Origin of the sequence: Ruegeria faecimaris (genome assembly GCF_900182615.1) — a bacterium.
Classification (GTDB): domain Bacteria; phylum Pseudomonadota; class Alphaproteobacteria; order Rhodobacterales; family Rhodobacteraceae; genus Ruegeria; species Ruegeria faecimaris.
On sequence record NZ_FXTE01000007.1, the window covers coordinates 27,921 to 54,396 of the forward strand.

General features: G+C 53.8%; 24 protein-coding genes and 1 pseudogene. 10 read left to right on the plus strand and 15 right to left on the minus strand.

Features of this window, described 5'->3' with window-relative positions; all coding sequences use genetic code 11:
- Positions 1 to 34 precede the first annotated feature (34 nt).
- Entirely contained in the window at positions 35 to 721 is a 687-nt protein-coding gene (locus tag FN806_RS12625; RefSeq protein WP_142637661.1) for a cupredoxin domain-containing protein, read from the plus strand.
- Here FN806_RS12625 and FN806_RS20790 read toward each other — a convergent pair.
- Together FN806_RS20790 and FN806_RS12635 are read right to left on the minus strand one after the other, a co-directional pair.
- Complete coding sequence (locus FN806_RS20790) at positions 685 to 987, minus strand: TlpA family protein disulfide reductase (RefSeq protein ID WP_342782013.1); 303 nt, start codon at positions 985 to 987, stop codon at positions 685 to 687. The two genes, FN806_RS12625 and FN806_RS20790, sit on opposite strands and share 37 nt — an antisense overlap.
- A gap of 280 nt (positions 988 to 1,267) precedes the next feature.
- Positions 1,268 to 2,017 (minus strand): hypothetical protein, encoded by a 750-nt coding sequence (locus FN806_RS12635; protein ID WP_142637665.1) that lies wholly within the window; start codon positions 2,015 to 2,017, stop codon positions 1,268 to 1,270.
- An 86-nt stretch (positions 2,018 to 2,103) separates the two neighbouring features.
- Here FN806_RS12635 and FN806_RS12640 point away from each other — a divergent pair, with 86 nt between their 5' ends.
- Complete coding sequence (locus tag FN806_RS12640) at positions 2,104 to 2,649, plus strand: MarR family winged helix-turn-helix transcriptional regulator (RefSeq protein ID WP_142637667.1); 546 nt, start codon at positions 2,104 to 2,106, stop codon at positions 2,647 to 2,649.
- Complete coding sequence (locus tag FN806_RS12645; RefSeq protein ID WP_142637669.1) at positions 2,646 to 3,338, plus strand: MOSC domain-containing protein; 693 nt, start codon at positions 2,646 to 2,648, stop codon at positions 3,336 to 3,338. The genes FN806_RS12640 and FN806_RS12645 overlap by 4 nt, the downstream gene beginning before the upstream one ends.
- A 252-nt stretch (positions 3,339 to 3,590) precedes the next feature.
- On the opposite strand, the gene FN806_RS12650 is transcribed toward FN806_RS12645, so the two are convergent.
- The 3 genes from FN806_RS12650 to FN806_RS12660 all read right to left on the minus strand — a co-directional run bounded on the left by FN806_RS12650 (position 3,591) and on the right by FN806_RS12660 (position 5,642).
- Positions 3,591 to 4,163, minus strand: a complete 573-nt coding sequence (locus FN806_RS12650) for a TetR/AcrR family transcriptional regulator (RefSeq protein ID WP_142637671.1) — start codon at positions 4,161 to 4,163, stop codon at positions 3,591 to 3,593.
- Entirely contained in the window at positions 4,160 to 4,699 is a 540-nt protein-coding gene (locus tag FN806_RS12655; RefSeq protein ID WP_142637673.1) for a dihydrofolate reductase family protein, read from the minus strand. Before FN806_RS12655 ends, FN806_RS12650 begins: the two co-directional genes overlap by 4 nt.
- Positions 4,700 to 4,769: 70 nt before the next feature.
- Entirely contained in the window at positions 4,770 to 5,642 is an 873-nt protein-coding gene (locus FN806_RS12660; protein ID WP_142637675.1) for a LysR substrate-binding domain-containing protein, read from the minus strand.
- 102 nt (positions 5,643 to 5,744) lie between these two features.
- On the opposite strand from FN806_RS12660, the gene FN806_RS12665 reads away from it, so the two are divergent.
- Entirely contained in the window at positions 5,745 to 7,313 is a 1,569-nt protein-coding gene (locus tag FN806_RS12665) for a trimethylamine methyltransferase family protein (RefSeq protein WP_142637677.1), read from the plus strand.
- A 454-nt stretch (positions 7,314 to 7,767) separates the two neighbouring features.
- Here the strand turns inward: FN806_RS12665 and FN806_RS12675 are convergent, their stop codons facing one another.
- The 5 genes from FN806_RS12675 to FN806_RS12695 form a co-directional block, all read right to left on the minus strand.
- Positions 7,768 to 9,432 (minus strand): Na/Pi cotransporter family protein, encoded by a 1,665-nt coding sequence (locus FN806_RS12675; RefSeq protein WP_142637679.1) that lies wholly within the window; start codon positions 9,430 to 9,432, stop codon positions 7,768 to 7,770.
- A 304-nt stretch (positions 9,433 to 9,736) separates the two neighbouring features.
- The gene (gene pbfA, locus FN806_RS12680; RefSeq protein ID WP_142637682.1) at positions 9,737 to 11,089 is read right to left on the minus strand and encodes a (R)-1-hydroxy-2-aminoethylphosphonate ammonia-lyase; all 1,353 of its coding nucleotides are present in this window, start codon (positions 11,087 to 11,089) and stop codon (positions 9,737 to 9,739) included.
- A gap of 107 nt (positions 11,090 to 11,196) precedes the next feature.
- Complete coding sequence (gene phnY, locus FN806_RS12685; protein ID WP_246097239.1) at positions 11,197 to 12,660, minus strand: phosphonoacetaldehyde dehydrogenase; 1,464 nt, start codon at positions 12,658 to 12,660, stop codon at positions 11,197 to 11,199.
- 3 nt (positions 12,661 to 12,663) lie between these two features.
- A complete protein-coding gene (phnA, locus tag FN806_RS12690; RefSeq protein ID WP_142637684.1) occupies positions 12,664 to 13,908 on the minus strand; it encodes a phosphonoacetate hydrolase in 1,245 nt (414 codons plus the stop codon).
- A gap of 19 nt (positions 13,909 to 13,927) precedes the next feature.
- Positions 13,928 to 15,115: a 2-aminoethylphosphonate--pyruvate transaminase gene (locus tag FN806_RS12695; RefSeq protein WP_142637685.1), complete on the minus strand. Its 1,188-nt coding sequence runs from the start codon at positions 15,113 to 15,115 to the stop codon at positions 13,928 to 13,930.
- A gap of 119 nt (positions 15,116 to 15,234) precedes the next feature.
- On the opposite strand from FN806_RS12695, the gene FN806_RS12700 reads away from it, so the two are divergent.
- Positions 15,235 to 16,125 (plus strand): LysR substrate-binding domain-containing protein, encoded by an 891-nt coding sequence (locus FN806_RS12700; RefSeq protein WP_142637687.1) that lies wholly within the window; start codon positions 15,235 to 15,237, stop codon positions 16,123 to 16,125.
- A 32-nt stretch (positions 16,126 to 16,157) separates the two neighbouring features.
- On the opposite strand, the gene FN806_RS12705 is transcribed toward FN806_RS12700, so the two are convergent.
- The 3 genes from FN806_RS12705 to FN806_RS12715 form a co-directional block, all read right to left on the minus strand.
- Positions 16,158 to 18,179: a putative 2-aminoethylphosphonate ABC transporter permease subunit gene (locus FN806_RS12705; protein ID WP_142637689.1), complete on the minus strand. Its 2,022-nt coding sequence runs from the start codon at positions 18,177 to 18,179 to the stop codon at positions 16,158 to 16,160.
- The gene (locus tag FN806_RS12710) at positions 18,176 to 19,291 is read right to left on the minus strand and encodes a putative 2-aminoethylphosphonate ABC transporter ATP-binding protein (protein WP_246097240.1); all 1,116 of its coding nucleotides are present in this window, start codon (positions 19,289 to 19,291) and stop codon (positions 18,176 to 18,178) included. The genes FN806_RS12705 and FN806_RS12710 overlap by 4 nt, the downstream gene beginning before the upstream one ends.
- 132 nt (positions 19,292 to 19,423) lie before the next feature.
- Positions 19,424 to 20,542, minus strand: a complete 1,119-nt coding sequence (locus FN806_RS12715; protein WP_246097241.1) for a putative 2-aminoethylphosphonate ABC transporter substrate-binding protein — start codon at positions 20,540 to 20,542, stop codon at positions 19,424 to 19,426.
- A gap of 399 nt (positions 20,543 to 20,941) precedes the next feature.
- Between FN806_RS12715 and FN806_RS12720 the strand changes: the two are divergent.
- A pseudogene (locus FN806_RS12720) lies at positions 20,942 to 21,175 on the plus strand (transposase); the annotation flags it as partial.
- Positions 21,176 to 21,224: 49 nt separating this feature from the next.
- Here FN806_RS12720 and FN806_RS12725 read toward each other — a convergent pair.
- Both FN806_RS12725 and FN806_RS12730 read right to left on the minus strand, forming a co-directional pair.
- Positions 21,225 to 22,064 (minus strand): DMT family transporter, encoded by an 840-nt coding sequence (locus FN806_RS12725; protein WP_142637693.1) that lies wholly within the window; start codon positions 22,062 to 22,064, stop codon positions 21,225 to 21,227.
- 571 nt (positions 22,065 to 22,635) lie between these two features.
- Positions 22,636 to 22,854, minus strand: a complete 219-nt coding sequence (locus FN806_RS12730) for a hypothetical protein (protein ID WP_142637695.1) — start codon at positions 22,852 to 22,854, stop codon at positions 22,636 to 22,638.
- Between the two features lie 289 nt (positions 22,855 to 23,143).
- On the opposite strand from FN806_RS12730, the gene FN806_RS12735 reads away from it, so the two are divergent.
- The 4 genes from FN806_RS12735 to FN806_RS12750 all read left to right on the plus strand — a co-directional run bounded on the left by FN806_RS12735 (position 23,144) and on the right by FN806_RS12750 (position 26,467).
- The gene (locus FN806_RS12735; RefSeq protein ID WP_142637697.1) at positions 23,144 to 23,329 is read left to right on the plus strand and encodes a hypothetical protein; all 186 of its coding nucleotides are present in this window, start codon (positions 23,144 to 23,146) and stop codon (positions 23,327 to 23,329) included.
- Positions 23,330 to 23,350: 21 nt separating this feature from the next.
- Positions 23,351 to 24,499, plus strand: a complete 1,149-nt coding sequence (locus tag FN806_RS12740; protein ID WP_142637699.1) for a TRAP transporter substrate-binding protein — start codon at positions 23,351 to 23,353, stop codon at positions 24,497 to 24,499.
- Positions 24,500 to 24,613: 114 nt separating this feature from the next.
- Entirely contained in the window at positions 24,614 to 25,126 is a 513-nt protein-coding gene (locus FN806_RS12745; protein ID WP_142637701.1) for a TRAP transporter small permease, read from the plus strand.
- 12 nt (positions 25,127 to 25,138) lie between these two features.
- A complete protein-coding gene (locus tag FN806_RS12750; protein ID WP_142637703.1) occupies positions 25,139 to 26,467 on the plus strand; it encodes a TRAP transporter large permease in 1,329 nt (442 codons plus the stop codon).
- Positions 26,468 to 26,476: the final 9 nt, after the last annotated feature.

Here is a 26,476-nt window from a genome sequence, read left to right on the forward strand (position 1 = left end):
TTATAATAGGCATTTAGAATACCTAATAGAGGGGATGGCTCATGCAGCCCGTTGTGTTATTGATCTCGCTGATCCTGATGCAGTGCTGTCACTTGTCTTCTGGTTGGCCGTGCGGGCTTCTGATGGGCCGGAACCCGGACCCAAGGCCAACTCGAAACGTTCGGGCTTGATCTGGGCAATGACGATTGTCGGCGTAATTGTTGCGGTTGGCACATTGCGACCGTGGCCACATGCCGTAGCCAGCACAGACGACGCCTTGACCGTCTCTATCACCAGCGGGCAGTGGTGGTGGGATATCGACACCGTCGAGATTCCCGTTGGAATACCCATAAATTTTAGCGCCACGACCGAAGACGTTACCCACGGATTGGGCATTTACACCTCAGACCTTCGCCTTCTGACGCAGGTCCAGGTGATCCCGGGCTACACAACCGAAGTCACGTATACGTTCGATGATCCGGGCTCCTACCAAATCCTGTGCATGGAGTTCTGCGGAGTGGCGCATCCCCGCGTAAAGACAACTGGCAAGCCCCCGATCTTCGGGGGCTTGCCTGATACTGCGGGGTATTCGACGGCGGGCACCGTTTGGTGTGATCGGGTATTCCGTCGCTGCGTGTGGCTAAACAGCCTTTTGGCGACGACCTTGGGGAAAGACGGTTTCCATACGCGGGCGCATTGGCCGGCTCACACATTGCAGCTACCTGATGCGCCTTCGTTTTGATTGACGGTGGCGGGATTGCTTGTGACCGATGCGGCCCGTCGTGTCAGAAGACTGCCAATCTCAGACCCCAACTGCAGTTCTGAGACCTGTCCAAGGTGATGCACAACGATCCGTCCCGACTGATCCAACAAGACAAGGCTTGGTGTACCGCGCATGCGAAAGCGGGACATCGTGTTTGGCAATTGCCCCACCCCCTGCCTGTCCACGCCGACAGGGAAGGTGATGCGATATTCATGCAGGAAGGCTTTCAGAGACACCGGTGTCATGGCGTCGTGATGCTCGAACACAGTATGCAAGCCAATCACGGCTACCTTTTCTTCAGGAAACGTTTTTTGAATTGATTGCACCAAGGGAATACCATGCAGGACGCATCCCGGGCACAACATTTGAAATGCCTCAATAACAACAACCCGTCCCCTTAGACCACCTAAGGTTAGGGGTGTGTCTGTGTTAAACCATTCCGAAACGTCTAGTTCTGGTGTTTGCATTTTCATTGCCCTCAATAACACGCAGCCGTCTTGGGTTCGGCGGCTGCGTAGTCGAATGTCAGTGAAGCTTCCCCGGCAGGCTCAGGTCGCCGGATGCGACGTCGAAAACATCTGTGACGCACAGCAAGGGCGCATGGATGTTAGCGTTCACTCGCAATGCAGAAGTGACACCATCGTAAGCGACACCATCCAGTTCTACTTTGCTGGCAAAGCCGGCATTCACCGAGATTTCGGGCCTGTCGAACAAAGGCGTAAACCCAGAGCTGTCCAGAAAGATCGGGAACCCAGGCCATGTCGCAGGTAGCTTGGGCGAGGAACCCTCGGGGATGTCACGTACGGCAAGCGCGTCGGGTCCGCACGCTTCGGTCGGGGTCAACACAACCCAGTGGCTGTGCCATTCGATGCCGTCATTCGCCGGATCTCCGTCGCCGTTCTCGTCAAAAAGCGGTGTGTCATCAAAATCTGGATGACTGGTTGCGGCCATTGCAAGGATGCCTGTGCCGCCTTCGAACCCAACGACCGAAGGGTCCAAAGAAGTAGGCCAGACATATGACCAGACATCTGATCCACCAACCTCTCCGGTTGCCACCGGAACCGAGGCGCCAGCCGCTCCATTCGTTGTCATGTGAAAAGTGACCGTGTTTCCATTGCGATGCGCATGCGCTGCCAGAATGTCAAAGTCCACGACTTTACTGGCGTCCGGCGAAGATATGATGGCGCCATCTTGATGGATGGCATGGTTCCCATCTGCAAGAGCCGTGCCTCCGATGACCAGCGCCAAAGTGGAAGTGAGCATTGAGAGTTTCATGAGTGTCTCCAATCAAATAATATCGAGTCGCTACTATAGTGAGAAATGCATTGCAACTATAATTTCGAGTCGCTACTAAAAGTGTTATGAACACAGATCATCGCATACGCACGCTAATCAACCGTTTGGCCCGTATTGATGCTTCCGAAGGATGGGCGGGAGATTTGAACCCGACTCAGAGGATGGCGCTGGAATACCTCGCACAGGCGAACATGTTTTCGCGCTCGCCGTCGCAAGTTGCAGAGTATATCGGAACAACCCGTGGAACGATGTCACAAACGCTCAAGGCTTTGGCGCGCAAGGGCTATGTAGAAGAGCAACGCAAAGAGCTTGATCAACGGTCGATCTCTTATGACCTGACCAAGGAGGGGGTCAAAATTGTACGTCAGCCGAACCCTGTTGCACAGGCAATTGGAGATATGCCCGTAGAAAACCAAGCCGTGCTTGAGCAGGGGTTGATGCAAAGCCTCAGTCTGGCTTTGGCCGCAAATGGAGGTCGGTCATTCGGCCAATGCAAATCCTGCACATACCATGATGCCACGACGGAAAACGGTTTCTGCAAACTGTTGGGTGTATCATTGGACGTCGGTGAAAAAGACAAGATCTGTATCGAGCATGAGGAAGCCAGATGAACCATTTTGATTTATCGGCGAACATCGACGGCATATTTGTCGGAGCGGTCAAAGATTGTTGGGAAGGCAAACCGCCATCGGCCATTCAAAAAGACAGGGTGGACGGGCGGCAGTTGATTACTTCGCTCGGATTTTCCGAGGATGCACAGGCAGATTTGACCGTGCATGGAGGCGAAGACAAAGCCATCCATCATTATGCTTTTGATCACTACTCGGCTTGGCAAGCAGAGGGCCTAATAGCACCCGGCACACTGCCAGTGGCGTTCGGTGAGAACATTTCAACAACGGGGCTGACCGAGGAAAACCTCTGCATTGGCGACATCCTGTCACTGGGTACGGCGGTTGTTCAAATCAGTCAGGGGCGGCAACCGTGCTGGAAACTCGGGCTACATACGGGGCACAAGGAAATGCCTTACCAGTTTCAGAAGACGGGCCGAACCGGATGGTACTATCGTGTGCTCGAACCTGGCGAAGTTGGTTCCGGTGATCGGATTACCTTGGTTGAAAGGTTAAATCCCAATTGGTCTGTATTGGCCGTCACACGTGCAAGGTTGACTCGTCGCATTCTGCCAGAAGATGCCGAGGTGTTGTCTCAGATGAAAGAACTGGCTCAAGGTTGGCGACAAGCGTTCTGCCGAATGGCGGAAGGCAACGCCATAGAGGATACATCGGCGAGACTAGGTGCCTGAGGCATTCTATGAAGCATTTAAGCCGTGATTAGCGATAACGCACCTTCCTCGAACCGAAAACAATCGAGAATACGAAAGCAGCCAGCCGCCAAATATCAATCCTTTGGCAAACCGAACTCAATTGAGACATAAGCCTTAGCTTCGATGAAAGTTAGTAGCCTTGGTGCAGAACTACTTGACGTTAGGGTCAGAATTGAATGACGCAAACTGCTCATTGCTTGAGGACACCCTCTGATGGGCATGTTTCTCATATCACGTCGCGGCGAGGTCACCCGCCGCTTGAGCAAGAATCCAGTCAATCCCACGCAGAAAATCGTTTATTGTCAGTTGGTTGTCTTCTCCGCTCGAGGCTGAGAGCACAAACCCATGTGCATAGTCGATCAGCACGTGAACAAGAACATCACCGCCATCGCTGTTTTCGAGTTGGTCCGTGCTGACCTTTAATTCCTCGGCCACGTTCATTAGGTCCGCGCTCATGAGCGTTACATCGTCTAGGATTGCACGGAGTAGATTGGCGTTCTTCAAAGCACAACCATAGTAAGTCGCCATAATGCAGCGGGCGCGTTTGACCGGGTTGCCACCATTCACTCCATCCAAGACGCCTGCAAAGGCAAGTTCTACCAGATCGGACAATAGTTGCTTCTTGCTACCTGCGTGATAGGTCACGGCCATCGGAGTGACGTCAAGCTGATCGGCAAGTATGCGAAACGATAGCGCATCAACACCTTTGCTTTGGGCGATCGGCAATGCGGCCTGCAGGATCACTTGCTTCGAAAGGCGCTGTGCAGCCTTTGACGGTCGCCCTGGTGGAGAAGCTTTCGTCATCTGGTTTTCAGTCTGTAATCGAGATCTACCAGACCGGAGGAAAAGCTGCTAACCGAAACCAACTCCAGATCAACGTCACCTTCTGTTTCACCAAAGATCCGAATGCCTTCACCAATCAGAATGGGAACCAAGGTAATCCGCATGTCCTCAATCAGCCCGGCTTTGAGGAAGGATTGGATGATTGCACCGCCATCCACATAAACTCGATTGTAACCACGTGCGCCAAAATCCTCCATCAAATCAGTGGGTGTTTTGTCTGAAACTTCAACTCTTTCGCGCAGCTCATCTGGAATGCCTGAGGGCTTCATTGAGCGACTGAGAACCACCACTGGTTTCTTGTAAGGCCACTCCCCAAATCCCAGAACTGTCCGGTACGATCCGGACCCCATCACGATCACGTCGACGCTACTCTGAAACGCAGCGAACCCGTGATCTTCGTCTGCAGTGGGTTGCTTTTCCAACCAGTCCAGCCTGTGATCTGGCCTTGCGACAAAACCGTCTAGGCTCATTGCCATCATGATATGTCCTGTGGGCATCCTCTGGCTCCCTGTGATTTATTTATATGCTGTATAATAACGGTTCTGAGGATACTCAAGGGGAATGCTGTTACGATTGACCCAGAATCCAATCCGAGAAGGACTGTACTGCGCCGGTTGGAGCGGAGCTATGCGGTTGAACCAAAAAATACCCATAGTCGGGCAGATCGGTTTCCGACAACCGAAACAGTCTTTCAGCATTTAGATCGTCTCGAACCAGATCATCCATCAAAGCTATTCCCTGTCCGTCGATGACTGCTTGCGCCCGGACATTTGGGTCAGGAACGATTAGCGCATCTCTCCTTGATTGTCGGGGAAGCTTTGCGACGTTCAGCCAATCAGACCAGACGTTGCTGTCATCACGATCTCTCAGAAGCGTAAGATGCGATATTGCCTCTTTCATTCCTAACTCTATCACTAGGTCAGCTGCCGCCCGGTCACCCACAGGATAGGGCGGCATGGGCATGAACGGAGTAACGGTGCCGCCGATCCAATTCCCGTTACCCCACCTGATTGCAAGATCCACATCCTGCATTTCCGCTTGTGAAAACTCGATCATCGGTTGAATGCGAATCTGTACGTCCGGGTGGATTTGCATGAATGACATCAGGCGTGGCGACAGCCAGCGCGCAGCGAAATAGGTTGAGACGCCAACGGTTAGAGAACGCGTTGAAATCCCCTTTAATGCATGAATTTCAGCTTCGATTTCTTCGTATCGGGTCTGGCAGATCGCGAGCAGTTTTAATCCTTCACCAGTGAGTGTGACACCACGCGATGTGCGCTGGAACAGGATCATCCCAAGATCGGCTTCAAGCGTTTTGATCTGATAGCTGATGGCGCCCTTTGTCATGTTGAGCGCCGATGCTGCCGTCGAGAAGCTGGAATAACGAGCAATCTCGGCAAATAGCCTGAGTAAGTCATGGTGATGAAATCGGGTACTCATATTCTTAGTGTACAAATTTTCTAAACGCTAAGAGTAGTTTTTTTCGATTTTCAAACATGTTTTTAAGGTCGACAAGTGCATTCAAGCTCGTGGAGCGATGAAATGAAGTTGGAATCGTTGAACGCAAAAGCAGAAACACCGACACCGGCGGGGCACCGCGGCCGCGCGCGCAGACGCCGCTTGGCCCGTAGTATTGCCCCTTCTGAGAGCACACCGTTCACGGGTCGCAGGATACCTGCATACAATCTACTAAGTGAAACGGTATTGGCCCGGATCGAAGATCAAGCCGACTGGATTCTAAGAAATATTGGCGTCGAGTTTCGGGGGGATCGAACGGCACTGGATCACTTCGCCCAAACGGGTGCCCGCATCGATGGCGAACGCGTGCGGTTTGAACCGGGTCATGTCCGTGCGCTTTGCGCTACGGCCCCAAGTGAATTTCAGTTGCATGGCCGAGACCCGGTCAGAACGGTGACACTTGGCGGTGACAACGTTGTGCTGATGCCGGGATACGGCTCTCCCTTTGTCAGCGATCTGGTGAAGGGCCGACGATATTCGACGCTGAAGGATTTCCGCAATTTCGTCAAACTGGCCTACAGTGCGGCTGCCTTGCATCATTCCGGCGGCACGGTTGTCGAACCGACAGATGTGTCGGTGAATAAACGGCATTTGGACATGATGCTGGCGCATCTGACACTCTCAACCAAGCCCTTTATGGGCTCTGTTACGGCACCCGAGCGCGTGCGTGACAGTATCGAGATGGCACGCCTCGTCTTTGGACGCGACTTCATGGAGCACCACGCGGTGATGCAGGCCAATATCAACGTCAATTCGCCATTGATTTATGATGATACCATGTCAACGGCTCTGCGTATCTATGCGGAGGCAGGCCAATGTGTCTGCGTCTCCCCTGCGATTTTCGCGGGTGCCATGGGGCCGCTTTCGCCGGCGGCTGTGGCGGCGCAAACTCTGGCAGAAGCGATGGTTGGCATTGCGCTTGCGCAACTGGTGCGCCCCGGTTGTCCGGTGGTGTTCGGCTCGTTCCACTCCACAATGAACTTGCGCACGGGCGCTCTGACCTTTGGATCGCCCGAGGCGAACATGACCACGATGGCGCTGACACAATTGGGACGAAGGCTTGGCGTACCTGTGCGCTCTGGCGGTGGGCAGATCACCGCCTCCAATGCGCCAGATGGGCAAGCGATGCAGGACAGCACCGGTGCCATGTGGTCCACGCTTTTGTCCGGAGCCCATCAGGTCTGGCATGCGGCAGGCTGGCTCGAAGGTGGGCTTGTGATGTCCTACGAGAAATTCATCATGGATCTCGACCACTGTGGCGCGATGCTGAAACTGCTGCAGGGCTTCGAAACGAATGAGGAGGCATTTGGCCGTGATGCCTATTTTGAAACGGGCCCGGGCGAAAATTTCCTGTCGACCAAACACACGCTGCGCCACTATGCGGCAGCAAATTATGAGCCACAAATTTCTGACGCAGGGCCATTCGAGACCTGGTCTGAAAATGGTGCTCTCACGTCAGACCAACGCGCCACCGCGCGGTGGCATCAGATGTTGAACGATTACCAGCGTCCTGAAATTAAACCCGGCATACAAGCCGCGCTCGAAGACTTCGTGTCAGAACGCAAAGCGCGAATGCCGGATGAATGGTACTAGAACGGAATACCCAATACCTAAGAACTCTGCCGGGATTGCCAACTTGCTTGAGCAAGATTGAAGAACGTCGGCGCCTATGTCGTCAGGAGGACATTTCGCGGGCATAGCTGATCCAAAACTGGAAGGCATCTGATCGGGCATGGTGGTATAAAGCTGAAGCAAGTTGATAGCGGGGAGACGGGAGCTGATGGTGATCTGGTCATGGGCAACCAGAAATCTCTGAGCCTGCCAGAGTGACTTGTTCGGACCGATGATCTTTTCGCGTTTTCGGGTTGATTGGTGGGATCCTTCAATCCGGTTACTTCGACCCTTGTGCATTGCGCAGTGCTGGGCTCAGGTTTTTGAAGACACTGAACAATTTCAAAATTTGATTTCGAGAACGAACTCACTTCGGTGTTGTCAGTCACCTTTGTTCTCGCTCTTTTCTTGTCTTCGCATTGAGACCGGCTCAGGCCTATTCAGCAATTTCGTTGATCAATCGTGTCTCGAGAAGTTGACCGTTCTGGTAAAGGACCGGGTAAGCAATCGATGCAATATGACTGTTGAACTCCCGGAAAGCCCGCAATGTCTCTAGATGAATATCACTGGTTTCGAAGCTTTCCGTTGTTCCATGCTGCAACCGGCGCAGGTGACGCTTGCGGCTTTCACGTTCCACGCGTTTGATTTCGGTTTTTTCAAGGCTGAGAAGCCGGGCGCTTTCCAGATCGTCTGAAACAAGTACATTTGATGCCAGTTTCATGTTTGCAAGAATACCTTCATGCATCTGAACAAGTTCGGACCAGCCATCTTGCGAAAAGCTTGAGCCTTTGGCCCGCATTTCACCGGCCAATACAGTCAGGCGTTTGGCGACAACGTCACCCGCCGTTTCAAGCCTGATCGCAAACTCCATAAGGTCGCGCGCGGTTTTAGCGTCGTGTTTTTCATATAGCTCAGGGGGTATCGCGGCGACAAAGGCTCGAATACCCGAGAGGCACCGGTTTACGTCCTCGTCAATGGCCTGAACTGACCGGATCTGTTCTTTGTCTCCGCTGCGGTAAAGTTCAAGAGCAGGACGGAACATGGTTTCGAGAAGATCGCTCATCCGCAGCAGCTCACGCTTGAGGCTCGGCAAGGCCTGATTGGGATTTGCCACGTCTTCCATGTCCAATGCGCTGACCGGTTGTGCGGGTTGCGACTTCTGTACTTTCTGCTGGTCTGGCAAGAGCCTTTCGAGCAAGTTCTGCCAGTGTCCACAAAACGGAAGGGCTAAAACCAAAAGCGACAGGTTGAAAGCAAGATGCACGTTGACTAGCATTTGCCCCCCTTGCGGGTCGCCCAAAAGCCCGGTTCGTAGGGCAAAATTTGCTGCAAACAAACTAGCCAACGCCCAACTGCCTCGCAGCGCCAAATTTGCATAGGGTATTCGTCGGGCAGTCACTGGCATTCCTCGGGTTAGCCATACCGGAATGAAGGCCGAGCCAAAGTTCGCGCCAAAAACCAAAGACATTCCGGCGGCAAATGGGATCGCTCCAATTTGCACAAGTGTCACACACATAAGGATGGCCGCTACCGAGGAATGCATGACGAAGGCTAAGGCACTCCCGACAAGAAATGCAGTGATATAGTCGCGCGACAAGTAATCCGCGACTGTGGGTAAAAATGCACTGTCCCGAATTGGGTCCATCGCCTCACGAAGGAACCGAAGTGAGATCAGGATAAAGGCAACGCCCATCAGAATGCGCCCTAGTTGTCGGGCTTTTTTGGCTTCGGTCTTGACGAATAGATAGCCTCCAATCGCCAGCAGCATTGGAATAAGCCAGTCCAACCGGAACGTAAGAATCTGGATGATCAGTGCTGAACCTAGATCGCCTCCGAGCACAATCGCCAGACCGGCAGGAAAACTCAACATTCCACTGGCAGCAAACCCAGAGGTCAACAGCGCCACTGCCGCCGAACTTTGCAGTACAACCGCCATCATCAGACCCACAAGTGAGGCCTGCAGGTAACTGTGCTGTCGCGTCAAAACGCGCTGGAACGACGCTCCATAGCTGCGCTCAATTCCAGTGCGTACCATTCGAACTGCAAAAAGTAGCAACATCGTCGCGCCAGCAAGGCTGATTAAAAAGCTGACTATCGCCATGCTCTACCTCACTCCCAGGGTTTGCTTGGAATAACAGGGTGCGCTGCAATCCTGCCAACCAACGACCGGAGACCGACCCGGTGATTTTGCGGACGAGTAATTTCGATAAAACGCTCAGCGCCCGAGTTTGCTGAAATAAATCGGACGCGCCTGTTCCACCGGGAAAACGCATTCACTTTCTTGGTGGTAGGCAGTGGCCCTTGGCGCCATAATTGAGAATTGATCTCCACGTCCATTGACCACTGTTTTCCTGGAAGCAGACAGAGCAACGGCGTGTTTTGCTCTAAAGGTATGGCCACAAAGATCAACATTCGTCCTTAATCGCGTTGACAACAATGTCGATTGCACAGTCGAGATCCTTGCGCGTGATCGTTAGCGGCGGTGACAATGTAAGCACACATCCCTGACTGATTTTGTAGCTTAGGCCAGCTTCCAAACAAGCATAATAGATCCGCTCGGCTCGTGCATTTCCAGGTGTCTTGTCGGCACGGTCATCGACAATTTCGACACCAAACATCAGACCACGGCCGCGAATGTCACCGACGATCGGGATATTCTGAAGCTCACCCATCAGACGATCCATAGCGTGCTCGCCCAACTCAGCCGCCCGGTCAACCAACCCCTCATCTTCGATGATTTGTATTGTGGTAAGCGCGGCGCGTGCAGTCACCGGGTTTTTTTCGTGTGTATAATGTCCAATGGCAAAGTCTCCGCAGACGTCCAGTTTGGTTCGCGCGATACAAGCTGCAATCGGCAGGATGCCTCCGCCAAGTGCCTTACCCAAGGTGACGATGTCAGGGATAATCTCGTCATGCTCAAAGGCAAACATCTTGCCGGTCTTTCCAAGCCCCGTGGGAATCTCGTCCATGATCAAGAGAGCCCCGTGACGATTACACGCCTCCCGCACAGCTTTCCAGAAGCCCGATGGCGGCACATAAGGCACCGCGCGCATAGGCTCAGCGATGACCGCAGCTACGTCTCCCTCGCGTTCTAGAACGAACTCGACCATTTTTGCACAAGCCAACCCACAGGTATCTGGGCCGGCGTGATTGTACGGGCATCGGTAACAGGCAAAAGGTGCCACGTGCTCTGCACCCGGGAGAAGCGGGCCGGCTATATGGCTGCGAAATGTCGCCTCGCCGCCGACGCTTGCGGCGCCAAAACCGGCACCGTGGAAGGCATCCCAGAAGCTAATTGTTTTGAACCGACCGGTGGCAGCGCGCGCTATCTTGAGAGCGACCTCGTTTGCATCAGAGCCGCCGGTCGTAAACAGCATTTTCCCAAGGTCGTCTGGCGCGATTTCGGCGAGCTTTTCGGCCAATTCAACCGCGGGATCATTAGTGAAGCGACGGGGTGCGAAAGACAGGTCATCCAGTTGCGCCTTGATCGCGGTGATCAAACGGGGATGTCCGTAACCGATATGATGCACTGAATTGCCATGGAAATCCATGTAACGGCGGCCGTCCAGGTCTTCGACCCAAATCCCCTCAGCTTTGGCAATGGTGCTAACGCATGGCGAGGACAGTGACTGGTGGAGAAACGCGTTAGCGTCGCGTTTCAGCAAGGGTGAAGATTTAGGCCCTATAGATTCCTTCATCCATGCTTTTCGCGCGCTGGAAGTATTGGATTCGCCTTCCGTGTGGACGATTTGTGACATGCTTTTTCCTCAACGCCGCTTGTGAAAAAATGCGGACCTCGCAAAGTCCGCCAGTACCAGGGAGGAACTTGTGGTGCCCCGACCCGGGTCGGGACGGGGCACAAAAACTAGCGTGGCCAGGGCAGCGAGTAAGTTTTTACGTTAGTAAAAAACTTCATTGCCTCGATGACACCTTCTTTAACCCCATTACCGCTGTCCTTGATGCCTCCGAAGGGGGACATTTCGATACGGTATCCGGGTTGTTCCCAAATGTTGCAGGTGCCCACGTTCAGACCGTTGATAAAGGCAATCGCACGGTTCAAGTCGTTCGTACAGACGCCTGAGCTGAGGCCGAATTCGGTACCGTTCGAAATACGCATCACCTCGTCGTCATTGTCCGGAACCCGAACGATGGGCACAATGGGGCCAAAGGTTTCTTCCATCACCAGCTCGCTGTCATGGGGGACCTTATCGACCACGATGGGCGGCATTAGTGCACCCTGACGGCCCGGATGATAGAGGATTTCTGCGCCGTCGGCCTCGGCCATGTAAACGCGTTTTTCGAACAGTTCAGCTGCCTTGTCATGGATGACACAGCCCAGTTCGGTCTCGGGGTCTTGTGGGTCGCCGAACTTGATCTTCTTCGCCTTTTCCAGAACCAATGGCACAAACTTGTCGGCCACGCTTTCTTGCACCAGAATACGTTTGATCGCAGTGCAGCGCTGACCCGAATTGCCGGTGGCGCCTGCCACAGCAATGGTCGCGGCCTTCTCAAGGTCCGCGTCAGAAAGATCGTTCAAAACGATCAGAGGGTCATTGCCCCCCAGTTCCAGAGCTTGCCGCTTGTAAACGCCTTTTTCGGCGATCATCTTACCCACCGGCACGCCGCCGGTGAATGTGATGATGTCGATGTTTTCATTGGTGATCATCTCGTCGCCAATGTCACCTGGCCAGCCGGTAACCACTTGGAACATCTCGGGTGGTAGACCCGCGTCGTAGAGGATGTCAGCTAATGTCAGCGCCGTCAGTGGCGTCAGTTCCGTCGGCTTACACACCATGCAGTTGTTGGTCGCGATTGATGGCGCGATCTTGTGGCTGACCATGTTAAGTGGATGATTGAATGGTGTGATTGCCGAAATCGCATTCACCGGCTCGCGCATGGTGAATATTTTTCGATCTTTGCCATTATGGGTCAGGTCGCATGAAAAGATCTCGCCATCATCCTTCATCGCCTCAGCGGCGGCGAACTGATAGACATCTTGCGCACGCTTGGTCTCATAAATCGCATGCTGGTGACAGATACCCAGTTCCAACGTCAGCCATTTGGCAAGGTATTCACGACGTTCACCAATCAACTCGCCCGCACGCTGCAGGATCTGGCTGCGCTCATACCGTGTGAGCTTTGGAGTGTAATTCGCCGCGACTTCGAACGCTTTGCGCGCATGTTCTGCCTTGCCGGCGGGTACATGCCCGACAATCTCGTTTGTGTATGGGTACAGAACCGGCACCGTTTCGTCGGTAAAGACGATCTCGCCCCCGATGCGCATTCCTTCATTGCGGATTTCGATTTTAGACATGGTTTGATCTTTCATGGATTACTGCGCCGCCGCTGTAGTTGCATAGAAAAACGCATCAAAATTGCGCAACTCGGGCGCAGTCCCCAAGTCGATAACCCGGTTTACGATGAAAGGAACTTCCTGCTCGGTCAGTCCACCGTGGCTGCGCAGCGGCTCGTTGAGAGCGGCCAGATCGTGGCGGTCTTCAGAGGTACCGATACAGATGTTCTCACCCGAGACCATCACGATATCACCAATGCGGTCACCGGGCAGTTCAAAACGCTTGATCGCTTCTTCCTTGGTCAACACGTGGGTGATGCCGGCTGTGGCTTTCAGTTTGCCGATGATGTCGCTGCGATCCGCGTCTTCGGGCAGATAGCAGGTGGCAAACGACCCGAGTGCGCCGTGGTGCACCACATAGGGGTCCGTGATCGGCAAGATGACACGGGCCGCGTCCTTGCCCAGCCATTCATCCACCAGATCCTGCACATATACCACGCTGGGCGAGCCATCGGCGTGGTGCTTGGGCTTCATGCCGTGGTCGGCGGTGACCACGATGGCAGCGCCCATGGCGTCCAGTTCGGTCAGATATTTGTCAAACATCTCATAGAATGCCTTGGCCTCGGCCTGATCGGGTGCGTATTTGTGCTGCACGTAGTCGGTGGTGGTCAGATACATCACATCTGGTTTCCACTCTTTCAGCAATTTGACACCCGCAGCAAAGACAAACTCGGACAACTCTGCCGAATAGACCTCGGGTTGGGCCATGCCCAACCATGCGCTTGCTTTCTCCTGACCATGCTCAGCCTGGGTCGACGTGTCGGACTTTTCCGCAGAGAAGCATTTGGCCCGGTCGTCGTCGAACTTTAGACCCGCCCCCAACAACGCGCGCAGCTTGTCCTTCGCGGTGACTATGGCTACCTTGGCGCCAGCGTCATAGAACTGCTTGAACACGGTCGGTGCACGCAAAAAGCGCACATCGTTCATCATCACTTCTTCACCACTGTCCGGATCAATCAGATAGTTTCCACAGATGCCGTGCACGATAGGCGGACGGCCAGTCGCAATGCTGAGGTTGTTAGGGTTAGTAAACGACGGGATCACCGAATGGGCCAGCCGGTCAGTGCCGGTTTCGCGCATCCGCTTGAGCGTTGGCATCAGACCGTCAGCAATAGCTTTGTCCAGGTATTCTGGCTCACAGCCGTCAAGGCAGATGGCAATGGCGGGAACTTTGGGCATCGGGTAGACACGCTCGTTGGCTTCAACAGGGGTGTGGATGGTCATTTGGTTTGTTCCTTGATCCTTAAGCGGCCAGTTTGGCGCGTTCTTCTAAAGCTTGGAGAGGAGGTGTGGCACTCGACACACCCATTTTTTCCAGAGTTTCCTTGGCGGCAATTACAACTTTCCGCATAACCTTGTCGTCCATCTGACCGATGCACCCAACGCGGAAGCTGTCGACGACGGTCAACTTGCCCGGGTAAATGATGAACCCTTTTTCTTTCATCAGATTGTAGAACTGATCAAAGACAAAGTTATCATCGGCCGGGCAGAAGAATGTTACGATGATTGGGCTCAGCCAGCGATTGTCGAGCAGAGTTTCGAAACCCAGCTCACGCATGCCGGCGACCACAACATCCCTGTTGCTGGTGTATCGGGCTCCACGACCGGAAACGCCGCCCTCAGCCGCATGTGCCCTGAGGGCTTCGATGAAAGCGGCAACCACATGGGTGGGCGGCGTAAATCGCCATTGACCGGTTTTGTTCATATGCGCCCACTGCGCGTGAACGTCCAGAGACAGCGAATGACTGTTACCCTTGGCATCCTCAAGCTCGTTCTTGCGCGCGATTATGAACCCAAACCCCGGAACACCCTCAATACACTTGTTGGCGGACGAAACCATTGCCTCATAGCGGACTTCCGTAGGCTTCAACTCGATCGCACCAAAGGCTGACATTGAGTCGACAAGAAGTTTGCGACCAGCGGCGTAAACCGCCTCCGATATTTCCTCTACCGGATTCAGAATGCCCGAGCTTGTTTCGCAGTGGATAGCAACGACATGGGTGATCGCGGAATCATTCGCCAGAATCTCGGCAACTTCTGAACCACGCGGCGGCAGATAGTCGCCCTTGTCCAAGACAACATGATCGCGTTCCAGATACTCGAGCGTTTGCGCCGAGCGTTGACCGTAAGCGCCATTGGCCAGCACCAATGCCTTGCCATCGCGCGGAATGAACGAAGCCAGCATCGCCTCTACTGAAAACGATCCGCTCCCCTGCATCGGTACGCAGTCAAACTCATCGGCGCCCTCGCCAAGCAATGCCAAAAGACTGGAGCGCAACTCCTGGGTCATACCCCGAAAGTCATCATCCCAGCTTCCCCAATCCCTCAACATGGCTTCTTTCACGGCGTATGACGTGGTCAAGGGGCCAGGAGTTAGTAGATAGGGCTCGCCGAGACGCGGTTGTTCAATTTGAGGAAAAGAAGACGTCATAACCAAGCTCCAGATCAACGTTTCAAAGACACAGTTGCAGCAACCGCAGCTATATGTGAAATTGCAAATATCAATCTAATTATAAGCTCAGCCTATGCTCGAACCTTCAGGAGTTTGAAATGCGACATAGCCAGCTCAAAGCCTTTCATTTCGTAGCCAAATATGGTGGGTTTTCGCGTGCTGCAGAGGCGCTTTTTTTGACGCAGCCAGCAATTTCAGAGCAGGTTCGCAAACTTGAGCAGGATCATGATTTGTTGTTGTTCAAGCGTGAGCGAAAAAGAGTGAACCTAACCCCGGAGGGGACGCAGCTTTACCGGTACACCAAGCAGTATTTTGAGATCGAGGATCAGATCGAGGACTATCTGTCTGAAACGAGGGCTGCGATCGACGGCGAGCTGCGGATCCTTGCCGATTCCGCGCACCACTTGACCGACTTTCTGGGGCCGTTCCGAGAAAAATATTCAAACATTACGATTACCGTCCGCGCTGGCAACACCGAGGACATTTTGGAGGAGCTCAGATCTTACAACGCAGAAATTGGTGTTGTTGGCAGCGTGTCTCCCGGCAAGGACATGAGTGTTCTTAGCCTCGGTTCAACCGAGATCGTGGCATTCACGGCCCGCAGTTTGCTTCTCGCCTCAAAACCTACATTGTCCCTCGCAGAGCTGGCGGAGTTGCCTCTCATCTTCAGGGAACAGGGATCAAAAACACGCCAAAAGCTCGAAGATGAAGCCAGTAAACGGGGGGTGCCGCTGAAACCGGCAATTGTGGCCGAAGGAAGAGAGGCCGTCAGAGAGTTGGTGGCATCAGGTGCAGGTATCGGGTTCGTGTCCCAGGCAGAATACGGTCACGACGACCGTCTCAGACAAATCAAGCTGCAAGACGTCGACCTGCAAATGGGAGAAAGTATGATCTATCTCTCCCAACGGCGTGAGGTGAAGACCATTCGCGCCTTCATGAAATTCGCCAATTCTGTTCTAGAAGAAAAACAAAACCCCACCAATCAGTGATCGGTGGGGAGATGCCTAAATGGGTTTTCTTGTCAGCGGGTTCGCCAGGCTTGCGTGCGACCGAGGACGCCTTTGGAAGCAATCAGGTGGATGATCCGCGCCGCGGCGTTTGTGTAGAAGATCATCATCCCCATTGCGGCAGCCGGCGCAATATCGCCCGCATCGTCCATGTTTAGCACTGCAATAGATGCCAACGTGGTTTTGGGCGAGTATAGGAACACAACCGCAGATACCGTCGTCATTGCGTTTACGAACAGATAGATTGATATGTCCAGCACGGCTGGCAGGCAAACAGGGACCGTGACACGGGCAAACAACTTCATCGTCGGTTGCTTGAGCGAGGCTGATACCGACTCGAATTCTCTGTCCATCTGCTTGAGCGCTGTCACTGCCGTCAGGTGCGACACAGTATAGAAGTGTGTCACCGTACAGATCACCAAAATTGCCATTGTTCCGTAGATACCGTTCAGCGGATTAGACGGGCTATTGAAGAAGAAGATGTATGACAGGCCCAGTACCATGCCCGGGATCGCCATTGGCAGCATCGCGAACATCTGAAAGATCGATCGACCTGTTCTAAACCCGTTCGACTTTTCAACCAGATATGCACCAAAGAAGACGACTGAAGTACCGATCACCGCCGTCAAAAGCGCCAGCTTGATCGAGTTAATGTAGGAGCCCCAACCGCCACCATCCATCTTGTTGAAATCGTAGTTCTTCAGGCTCAGGCTCAGGTCGTAGGGCCAAAACTTGATTAGCGCCGCGAATTGGCACACAGCCAGCAGCCCAACGATGAACAAACCGATCAGACAGCAATAGACTAGAAAGAACCGATCTGCCTTTCGATTTGGGGTTGGCTGGTACGGGACCGACCGGGCCGACAATAAGGCAACCTGCTTTGATTGCACCATGCGGTCGATCGCGAACGCCAGGATTGCCGGGATCACCAGAACGACCGAGACTACGGCACCCATTTCAAAGTTCTGCTGGCCGATCACCTGCTTGTAGATATCAACCGCCAGAACGTTGAACTGACCTCCAATCACTTTTGGCAGACCAAAATCAGTTATGACCAGATTAAATACAACGAAAGCGGCCGAGATCAGACCATATCGCGCGCCGGGAACGGTGACCGTCCAAAAAGTACGCCACGGCGTTGAACGCAGGCTGACTGCAGCTTCGTATAGTCGTGCATCAGAGATCGCCAGCGCCGTTGAAATGATCAGGAAGGCGTGCGGGAAGGTGAAGAACACCGAGCCTATCACGATGCCAATCGGACCATAGATACTGGCGCCGAACAGCAACTCTTTTATCATGCCCTGATTGCCGAACAGATAGACCAGCGCGATCCCGGGCAAGAGCGAAGGCACCAGGATCGGAGCCATCGCAATCAGACGAAACACACCCTTGAACCGCATGCAACTCCGGTTGAGCGCATAAGCGAACCAGAACGCCAAAGTTACTGTGACAATGGTGCTAATTACAGAAATCCAAAGGGAGTTCTTGATAGAATTGAACAGTGCCGGGGTTGAGAAGTAGTTGACGAAATTTTCCAAGCCTCGCGATTGAACTGGCCTCAGCTGAACCCGCCGGAACTGATTGGAATCGAGCGTGACCCAATCCGTATTGTCTTGCAGCGTAGAACCGACAAGAAACCGCCCGGTGTCGCTTGTGTTACGGATTTGGTACATGACCGGACTGCGAAAGCTGAAATCGGGAAAAAGCTCGGTTACTGATAGCCGCCCGTCTGAGCCGGTAGACAGTTCGGTGCCTGAAAAAGCCCCGATTTGTTCGTTCAGTGTGTCGGCTGACAGGATGGTTCCGTCAAATTGCCCCGCTTCATCACTGACCTGAAACTCGTATTGTGACAACTCCATCCGATAGGTCGAGAATGACTTGGAAAGCATCGTGTAAAGCGGCAGGACCAACGTCGCGACCAGATAGAGTGCGATCACGATCATGCTGCCGCGCATCAGGATGTCATCCCTGCTGAGCTTGGGTTTGATGTCAGGTCCGGCTGGAAGAGTCCCCGGGTTGGTTGAAATCTCGCTCATGCTGCCGTCTCCGGAACATCGAAGGCCATTAGCCGGTTTTCGGGCAGCTCAATCACCATGGTCCTACCCTCTTCCAGTTCTAGGCGGCGCACGGCATTGATCGAAAAATCTGCGATCAGTTCCGAAGATCCAAATCGCTCGTTGCTCAAGCGGCATCGCCAGAATGAACCGAGGAATTCCATTTCATCGAGAGTGACGTCGATGCAATTCCTGTTGCCGCCGGTATCGAGATAACCAGCCTCATGCGGGATGATATCCTCGGGTCGGATCGCCGCAATCGCTGGCATTCCGTCGTTGAACGTGTGGCTGAGGCACGCAAAGGTCTTTTCGCCGACGCTCAGTCGACCACCCTTGGTGACCTGAGACTGGATCTGGTTCATTTCTCCGATGAAGTCGGCGACGAACAAGTTTGCGGGTTCTCGGTAAATTTCTGTAGGTGACCCCACCTGCTCGATAACCCCATGATTCATGACCACGATCCGGTCCGCCATCGCCAGCGCTTCTTCCTGATCATGCGTAACCATCACAGTAGTCACACCCAGTTTGCGCTGCAGCTCTTTGATTTCGTGACGTAGATGGACGCGCACCTTTGCGTCCAATGCCGAAAGCGGCTCATCCAGCAACAAGAGACCGGGGTTGGTCGCAATGGCGCGGGCCAACGCAATCCGCTGCTGCTGGCCACCGGACAATTGCGCAGGATACTTTTTGCCTTGTTCAGGCAACCCAACCAAATGAAGCAGTTCGCTGACACGCCCGGCAATATCCGATTTGCTGCGACCAGTGTTTTCCAAGCCGAAAGCAATGTTCTTTTCGATCGTCAGGTTCGGGAACAAGGCGTAAGACTGAAACACAATCCCGAAATCACGCTCTGACGGCGGCAGATTTGACACATCCTTGCCGTCTTGCATGACAGTGCCCTTGGTTTGCAGATCGAGACCCGCAATCGCCCGGAGCAAGGTTGTTTTGCCGCAACCCGAAGGCCCCAGAAAACAGACAAATTCGCCTTCGTTGATTTCCAGGGATATGTCCTTGAGTGCAAGAAAGCTGCCGAACGCCTTCCACAAATTCTGGATGCTTAGATACAGTTCACCGGGTGGGGTTTTCTGAAGCACGGGAGCGGTCCTCATATCTGCACCTCGGGAACGGCCGATCTGGGCCGGTTGAAGCCGGGCGCGCTGGTCACGTTGTTTGGAAAAATAGAGTGGTGTGCAGAAGAGGTGCTTACACCTCTTCTGCAGGTTGGTTTACTTCGCTTCAGACTTCCCGTCATAGCGAGACTGCCATTCTTTCAGTATCGCCGCGCGGTTGTTGGCGGCAAATTCAAAGTCGTTGTCGATCATCGCATCCAGAAGACCTTCAGGGAAGTGCTCGACCGGTTTTGCGACGCCAGGATAGGCGACAACGGCGTACCCTGTGTTGTACATCTCGTTGGCTTCCTTGGTGACGGTGAAATCAACCAGTTTCTGCGCGGCTTCGAGATTTGCAGTACCGGCAACAATAGCGGTCGCTTCCATGTCCCAGCCGACACCTTCTGACGGGACAATAATCTCAAGCGGCGCACCATCAGCTTTCGACTTAGCACCACGGAAAGCAAAAGAAATGCCAATCGGGATCTCACCTGCAGCAGCCAGTTTGCACGGCTTTGAACCAGAGTGGGTATATCGCGCGATGTTCTCGTGCAATCCGTCCATGTACTCCCAGCCGCCTTCTTCGCCGAACATCTGCAGCCAACTTGAAACATCAAGGAAACCAGTGCCCGACGAGTTCGGATTTGGCATGATCACCTGATCCTTATACATGGGGTCTGTAAGATCCTTCCACGAAGTTGGTGGCTTCAGTCCCGCCTTCTCGGCCTCGACGGTATTGTAGCAAACTGCCGCAACCCAAGCGTCCATGCCAACCCACGCCGGAGGATTGTCGTCATCGACAAATTTCGCGTCTAGGTCGCCAACACCCGCAGGCGCGTAAGGCTCCAGCATACCTTCGGACTTGAGCAACAAAAGCGAAGTGGCTGCGAGACCCCACACGACGTCTGCCTGAGGGTTGTCCCTCTCGGCCAACAGTTTGGCGGTGATGATCCCGGTCGAATCCCGCACCCAGTTGATTTTGATGTCCGGATTGCTCGCATTGAACGTCTCAGCGTAGCGCGCCAGGTCTTCAGCTTCGACGGCTGTGTAAACTGTCAATTCGGTTTCAGATAACGCAACTGTAGCAGTCAAGGAGCTTACGGCCAGGGCTGCAAGAAATTTGGTCTTATGTTTCATCGTGATCCTCTGTCGGTTGATTATTCTCGGGAACGCCATTCTTGAGCAGCGCTTATTTGCAGTTCCATGCTCCGGCAGTGTGACAGATAAATAGATCAAGAAAAATCGATTATACCTTCCACATCATAAGCAAAACCTATGTAAGGCAATCCGCCCTAGCGCTCGGAATTGAGTGTCATACCCCATTGATATGAGATTGGAACTCTCCCTGCACCAGTCACCCAAGAGTTCCGTTCAAATCAGTGCGCTTCGGCATTGGCCCGTCGAACGGGCGGTGGGCTACGAAATCCGAGGCTACATACTGCTACCTGTCGACTGGACAGCCGCCAATCGAACATGACGGTCATAGTGCTCGCAAATACCTTCGCAAATGTCTGACGTCAGCACTTGCGGGACAGTTCAGGTCGATTTGATAAGAGAGATTTTCTGGCACATCGTACCCGCCAAGGAGTGGAGGTGAGATAGAAACCCAGAACACGTAAGAGCCACGGCTAAAAGATCGTCAAGGATATCCGTCGTGCTACCCGCAAGCACTATTCAGCGGAAGAGAAGATCTGGATCGTTCTGGACAAGCGCAAGGGCGAAGGCAGCATTGTGGAGCTGTGCTGCCGGGCAGGCATTGCTCAGAGTCTGTACTATAGCTGGTCCAAAGAACTCCCTGAAGCTGGCAAGAAGCGCCTCGCGGGCTATAAGATACGTGCGGCGACCTTATCCGAAGTTAAAGACCTGCGCCTTGGACTCGTTATCCCGCAACTTCCTTCTCCTTAGTCCAACTTGTACGTCATCTTGTTAGGGCCAGAACCACAATTCCAACTGCCACGATTATCGCCGCCAGGAGCCTGTTGGATTTTGGACCCTCTCCAAACCACATCACACCAATTATTGAAGCGAAGATGACCGAACTTTCTCGGAGCGCCGATACGACACCCAACGGTGCGAAACTCTTAACATAGAGCACCAGACCATAGGCTAAGCCGGAAATGATTCCTCCTGCTAAGCCTGACCAGACATATCTCTTTGGAAGTGCGATGAGGCGCTCCCATCGGGTCGAGAAGATGAACCCCGCCACGAAGATCTCAGCCACGAACAATACCGTGATATATCCAAGCGTATTCCCTGACAGTCTCACGCCAATACCGTCGACTAAAGAGTAGGAAGCAATCATCAAACCTGTTCCGAATGCCGCCGCGATACCTACCCAGTTCGTGCCCTTTCCAAGTCCGCCAAAAGACAGGCAACCGATGCCGGCCGAAATGCAGACAATACCGATCCACGCGCCCGGAGGAAGGAATTCACCGGCAAGAAAGACCGCTCCCAACGCCACTAATATGGGCGTTATCCCGCGCGATATGGGGTACACCACCGATAAATCGCCGTAACGGTAGGCCGTGTTGAGAAACCAGTAGTATCCCCAATGAATCAAGGTGGAACCAATAATGTATGGAATTGCAGCCATTACTGGAAAGCCCGTAAAAGGAAGCACGGCAAGCGCAGGTATGGCATGCCCGATCGAGATTAATCCCAACATAATGGCCTTGTCAGGCGCGCCCTTTACGACCGCATTCCACAGCGCATGAAGGAAAGCCGCAAACAGTACGATGAGGATCGCATGTACTGTCATTGCTCGTCGCAATCAGCGAAAACGCCTTGTAGACACATATGATTTTGCACCTCTATGCGCTCTGCTTCATGCGCTGATCGACTGGCGTTCTACTAAATCTTTGCTTGTATCGCTGCGAAAGCGTCGTACAGGAAACAAATCCACAGGCCAATGCAATTTCTGTCATATACAGGTCAGTGAATTCGGCGATGGCATGAGCCTTCTCCAACCGCTCTGCCATATAGTTTGGCTTTGAGTTCGTCATGGTTCGTAACGTGGTTAGGCATTGACTGGCGGTCAAAACTGTCAGGCTTCCGTGTCTTGAGAGAATTCAATCAGAATTGAAGAAAACGTATTATATTCGAAATGAACGCCGCACGGCCTTGTACCCGCCTCAAGGCCAAATCCGTTAACCATATTCAACACGCCAGCAGGCAGGATATCCGCGATCAGTTCACTGAAAACCATTATTGTCGCTGGCGTTGCTTGGCCGGATTCAGGGCCACGCAATAGCCGGCAGCTCCAGATTGTCTGCCAGCTTTTGCACTATCCGCGTCAGAACATTCGCACGCTCGGCCACGCTGGTCGAACCTCAGGCATCGGCAGCCGAATGCGCTGCGTCCAGAGCGGCCTCAACGTCTGAAGCATCAGACCGTGCGATCTGGTCAATGGGCTGGCCGGTGATCGGACTTAGATTCTCAAAATACCTGCCTGCCTTTGGCTTGCAAAAGTCGCCTCCGATCAAATTGCCATAGCGGGATGCAAAGGGCGAGATACTCGTTACCGCATGCAGATTGGTCATCTCATTCATTGAATTTCTCCATAAGTTCACGGTCGGGGGTTTTGACATCCCGCGCATCGGCTGATGCAGCGGTGTGGAACCCGGCCCACCGTTCTTGTTGTACGGCGACTTGGCTAACATGATGAATTTTCAGAATGTATCCGACCATAATAGTATTACTTTGGTCGCTGCTTGGGGTCTTCCTGTCCGCAATCGCCGAGAGCGCCAAAAAATGTGCCTCGAATGTAAGCGCTTGCACGAATCAAATGTAAGCGCTTACAGTGTCGCTCAGAACTGCAACCTTTTCGGATCCTGTTTTATGTTCCTTACCGCCTCGCTGATCGTCTTTGTCATCTACTTCGCCAACGTCGCTCTGGGGGCCTTTGCAGCAAGCGCATTCCTTGGGGACGTGGGCGAAATGCTGGTTCTGTTTGCCGCGTCGATATTGTTTGTCGTCGCCATTCTTCAAAAAGAGGCTGACCGAAACAAAAAGAACGGCAGCTAAGGATTTCTGGGAGGAAACATAATGGACAAAGATCGCAAGGACCTTGCGTCGGCAGCACGCCGAAATTTTCTGAAATTGACGGCAACAGGCGGCTTCACGGCGGCCATGGTAGCTGGTGCTGCGGGGACGTTGTGGTCAACTGAAGCTGCAGCGCAAAGTGCCAGCGAAGAGCGCGACCGCGAGGCTGCAGCGGACCATATCATGGTTCTGGCAACTGCCTATCCGGTCGGTGCGTCGCGTGGTTATCCAATCATGCAGCTGGACCTGAAGGAAAACATCCAGAACGCGACCAACGGCAAGGTCTATGTCAAACTCGCGCCTGGCGGGCAGCTGGGTGCAGGCGGCGCGCTGGTGCAGGCGGTGCAGGGTGGCACAATTCAGGCAGCACAGCATTCGCTTTCGAACTTCGCGCCATTTGCCTCGACCGTTGACCTGATCAACATGCCGTATCTGTGCGGGTCAAACCAGCGTTTCACAAACCTCGTCAACTCGCAGTTCTGGAAGGACACGGTCGAGCCGAAGGTTGAGGAGAACGGCTTCAAGGCGCTGTTTTATATCAACATCGACCCCCGTGTCGTTGCCATCCGCAAGGGTGGCCCCGGACCGGTCTTGACACCTGGCGACCTGTCCGGCGTCAAGTTCCGCGTTCCCGGCTCGAAGATGCTGCAGCAATACTACCGCATGGTTGGTGCAAATCCGACGCCTGTGGCCTGGGGAGAAACCCCGTCTGCGATCAAACAGGGCGTCGCTGACGCGCTTGACCCGTCCGTGGGTGCGCTCGAAGTCTTTGGTTTCAAAGATATCCTGAGCCATGTGACTTTCACCCAGGCCGTGCCAGACAGCCAAGTTTATTCGTGCAACCTGGAATGGTTTAACTCAATGCCCGCCGACGTGCAGGAAGGGATCATGTGGGGGTCCGAGATGACCTCGCACCAGAACCTTGCCAAAGTGCCATCGGCCCGCGCCTACGCTATGGCCGAACTGATCAAAGCAGGTGTCGAATTCCACTCGCTCAGCGAAGAGCAACTGGCTGAATGGAAAGCCGCTGGTGGCTACCAACGGTCCGAATGGGACGAGTTCAAGATCGATCTGGCCGGGTCCATGGACAACTTCGCCAAGATGGAAGAAGCCGCAGGTACCCAAGGCAAGTACTACGTGCATGACGCTTAACAGTCGGGTCGGGCGTGCCTCCACGCGCGCCCGATCACCAATATTCTCCCGCCTCAGTAAAATCCAAACGCGTCAGCGCGGTTCGTTTTGCTAGGCAAATCAGCAGGTTCTCACATGAGCTTTTTGCGCCGAATTGATAGAGACGCCGAGCGCTGGTTGCTTCTGGTCTTCTACGTGATGCTTGTCATCACCATGGCGATCGAGGTGCTGCGCCGGGAAATATTCTCTTTTTCCTCGATCTGGGGCGAAGAAATTGTGCGGTACTCCTTCATCTATCTCGCATGGATCGGTGCCGCCGCCGCAGTGAAAGAGCGCGCGCATATCCGTATCGACGTGCTGATGCACTACCTCGGGCCACGGGCAAAGGCGCTGCTGTATATCTTCGGTGACCTGGTGATGTTCGGTGTTGCTGTGATTGCCCTCTATTGGTCCTACGAAGCCGTGCATGTGTCAGCCAAATTCGGGTCGGTCACGGACGGGCTACGCATTTCCAAAGTATGGTTCCTGATGGCGGTTCCATTGGGGTTCGGCCTGATCATATTGCGGCTGATTCAATCACTACTGCGCGACATCCATTCCCTCAGAACGGGCAAACCCGTTTTTGAGGGCGACACACTCTTTGATTGAGGGATGATTTGAATGCTTTGGCAAACCTTTGATCAAACCGTCGAGCTGGGTTGGGATTTCTATCTCCCCGTTATCATATTCGTCTCGCTGATTGCACTGGCGGTTCCGGTTTGGGCCGCCATCGGGACCTCGGCGATCCTGATGTTGGTCATGTCCGGCGACCTTCCCTTGAGCCTTGTTGGCGAAAAGCTGTTCACCGGCATTGATGCCTTTGCGCTGACCGCGGTGCCGCTGTTTATCCTGACAGGGGACGTGCTGGTCCGAACCGGGCTCAGTCGAAAATTCCTTGATGTTGCCGAGGCATTGACGTGTTTCACCAAGGGTGGTTTCGGGTCTGCCACGGTTCTTGTCTGTGGCATGTTTGCGGCCATTTCGGGATCGGACGCAGCTGGTGCTGCCGCGGTCGGACGTATGACTATCGCACGCTTGGTCGAAAGCGGCTATCCGCGCCCCTATGCCTGCGCTCTGGTGGCGGCGGGCGCCTGTACCGGCATTCTGATCCCACCGTCGATCGCCTATATCATCATCGGCCTTGTGCTCGGGATATCCGCATCGACCTTGTTCCTTGCGGCCTTGATCCCGGGGATCGCGATCCTGTTGTCGATCCTGATTACGAACCTGATCGTGAACCGCATCTACGCCTATGAAGGTGGCGGACAGATGACGATGGCCGAATGGTTGGGTAATCTGGGCCGTGCTCTAAAATCCGGTTGGTATGCGTTTATCGTGCCGGGTATCATCTTTTACGGCATATTCTCGGGCCGCCTGACACCAACAGAAGCGGGTGCAACGGCGGTCGTTGTGACAATCATCATGGGCTTTATTCTGCGGACGCTGTCCCTTGCGGATTTTCCCGCCATGCTGGTCAGTTCGGCAAAGGTGAACGGCGTCATTCTTCCCATAATCGCTTTCTCGGCTCCCCTGGCCGAAGCGCTGGCCATCATGGGCGTTCCGCAAGGTTTTGTGACATCGGTGACCGGGCTGACGGATGAACCATGGTTACTGATCCTGCTGATGATCGGAATCCTGATCGCCGCCGGTTGCGTTATGGAAACCACGCCGAATATCGTGATCCTTGCGCCTATCCTGAAACCACTCGCGGACAACATCGGCATGAACGAGATACAGTTCTGCATCATGATGATCACAGCTCTTGGCGTAGGCTTCATCACGCCGCCATTGGGGCTCAACCTGTTCGTGGTGTCTGGCATAACCGGGGAATCCATCCTCAAGATTGCCGCCCGTGCCGTTCCCTTTGTTCTTTGCATGTTCTTGGTTGTGTTGCTGATTGCTTATATGCCAGCGATTTCGACTACGTTCTTGCCCGAAATCTACAAGTAGGACCTCGCT

Bases quoted from the DNA above. Each gene is read 5' to 3' on its own strand.
- FN806_RS12625 (WP_142637661.1), top strand. From the start codon at position 35: ATGGCTCATGCAGCCCGTTGTGTTATTGATCTCGCTGATCCTGATGCA.
- FN806_RS20790 (WP_342782013.1), bottom strand. From the start codon at position 987: ATGACACCGGTGTCTCTGAAAGCCTTCCTGCATGAATATCGCATCACC.
- FN806_RS12635 (WP_142637665.1), bottom strand. From the start codon at position 2,017: ATGAAACTCTCAATGCTCACTTCCACTTTGGCGCTGGTCATCGGAGGC.
- FN806_RS12640 (WP_142637667.1), top strand. From the start codon at position 2,104: ATGAACACAGATCATCGCATACGCACGCTAATCAACCGTTTGGCCCGT.
- FN806_RS12645 (WP_142637669.1), top strand. From the start codon at position 2,646: ATGAACCATTTTGATTTATCGGCGAACATCGACGGCATATTTGTCGGA.
- FN806_RS12650 (WP_142637671.1), bottom strand. From the start codon at position 4,163: ATGACGAAAGCTTCTCCACCAGGGCGACCGTCAAAGGCTGCACAGCGC.
- FN806_RS12655 (WP_142637673.1), bottom strand. From the start codon at position 4,699: ATGCCCACAGGACATATCATGATGGCAATGAGCCTAGACGGTTTTGTC.
- FN806_RS12660 (WP_142637675.1), bottom strand. From the start codon at position 5,642: ATGAGTACCCGATTTCATCACCATGACTTACTCAGGCTATTTGCCGAG.
- FN806_RS12665 (WP_142637677.1), top strand. From the start codon at position 5,745: ATGAAGTTGGAATCGTTGAACGCAAAAGCAGAAACACCGACACCGGCG.
- FN806_RS12675 (WP_142637679.1), bottom strand. From the start codon at position 9,432: ATGGCGATAGTCAGCTTTTTAATCAGCCTTGCTGGCGCGACGATGTTG.
- pbfA (WP_142637682.1), bottom strand. From the start codon at position 11,089: ATGTCACAAATCGTCCACACGGAAGGCGAATCCAATACTTCCAGCGCG.
- phnY (WP_246097239.1), bottom strand. From the start codon at position 12,660: ATGAAAGATCAAACCATGTCTAAAATCGAAATCCGCAATGAAGGAATG.
- phnA (WP_142637684.1), bottom strand. From the start codon at position 13,908: ATGACCATCCACACCCCTGTTGAAGCCAACGAGCGTGTCTACCCGATG.
- FN806_RS12695 (WP_142637685.1), bottom strand. From the start codon at position 15,115: ATGACGTCTTCTTTTCCTCAAATTGAACAACCGCGTCTCGGCGAGCCC.
- FN806_RS12700 (WP_142637687.1), top strand. From the start codon at position 15,235: ATGCGACATAGCCAGCTCAAAGCCTTTCATTTCGTAGCCAAATATGGT.
- FN806_RS12705 (WP_142637689.1), bottom strand. From the start codon at position 18,179: ATGAGCGAGATTTCAACCAACCCGGGGACTCTTCCAGCCGGACCTGAC.
- FN806_RS12725 (WP_142637693.1), bottom strand. From the start codon at position 22,064: ATGACAGTACATGCGATCCTCATCGTACTGTTTGCGGCTTTCCTTCAT.
- FN806_RS12730 (WP_142637695.1), bottom strand. From the start codon at position 22,854: ATGAATGAGATGACCAATCTGCATGCGGTAACGAGTATCTCGCCCTTT.
- FN806_RS12735 (WP_142637697.1), top strand. From the start codon at position 23,144: ATGTTCCTTACCGCCTCGCTGATCGTCTTTGTCATCTACTTCGCCAAC.
- FN806_RS12740 (WP_142637699.1), top strand. From the start codon at position 23,351: ATGGACAAAGATCGCAAGGACCTTGCGTCGGCAGCACGCCGAAATTTT.
- FN806_RS12745 (WP_142637701.1), top strand. From the start codon at position 24,614: ATGAGCTTTTTGCGCCGAATTGATAGAGACGCCGAGCGCTGGTTGCTT.
- FN806_RS12750 (WP_142637703.1), top strand. From the start codon at position 25,139: ATGCTTTGGCAAACCTTTGATCAAACCGTCGAGCTGGGTTGGGATTTC.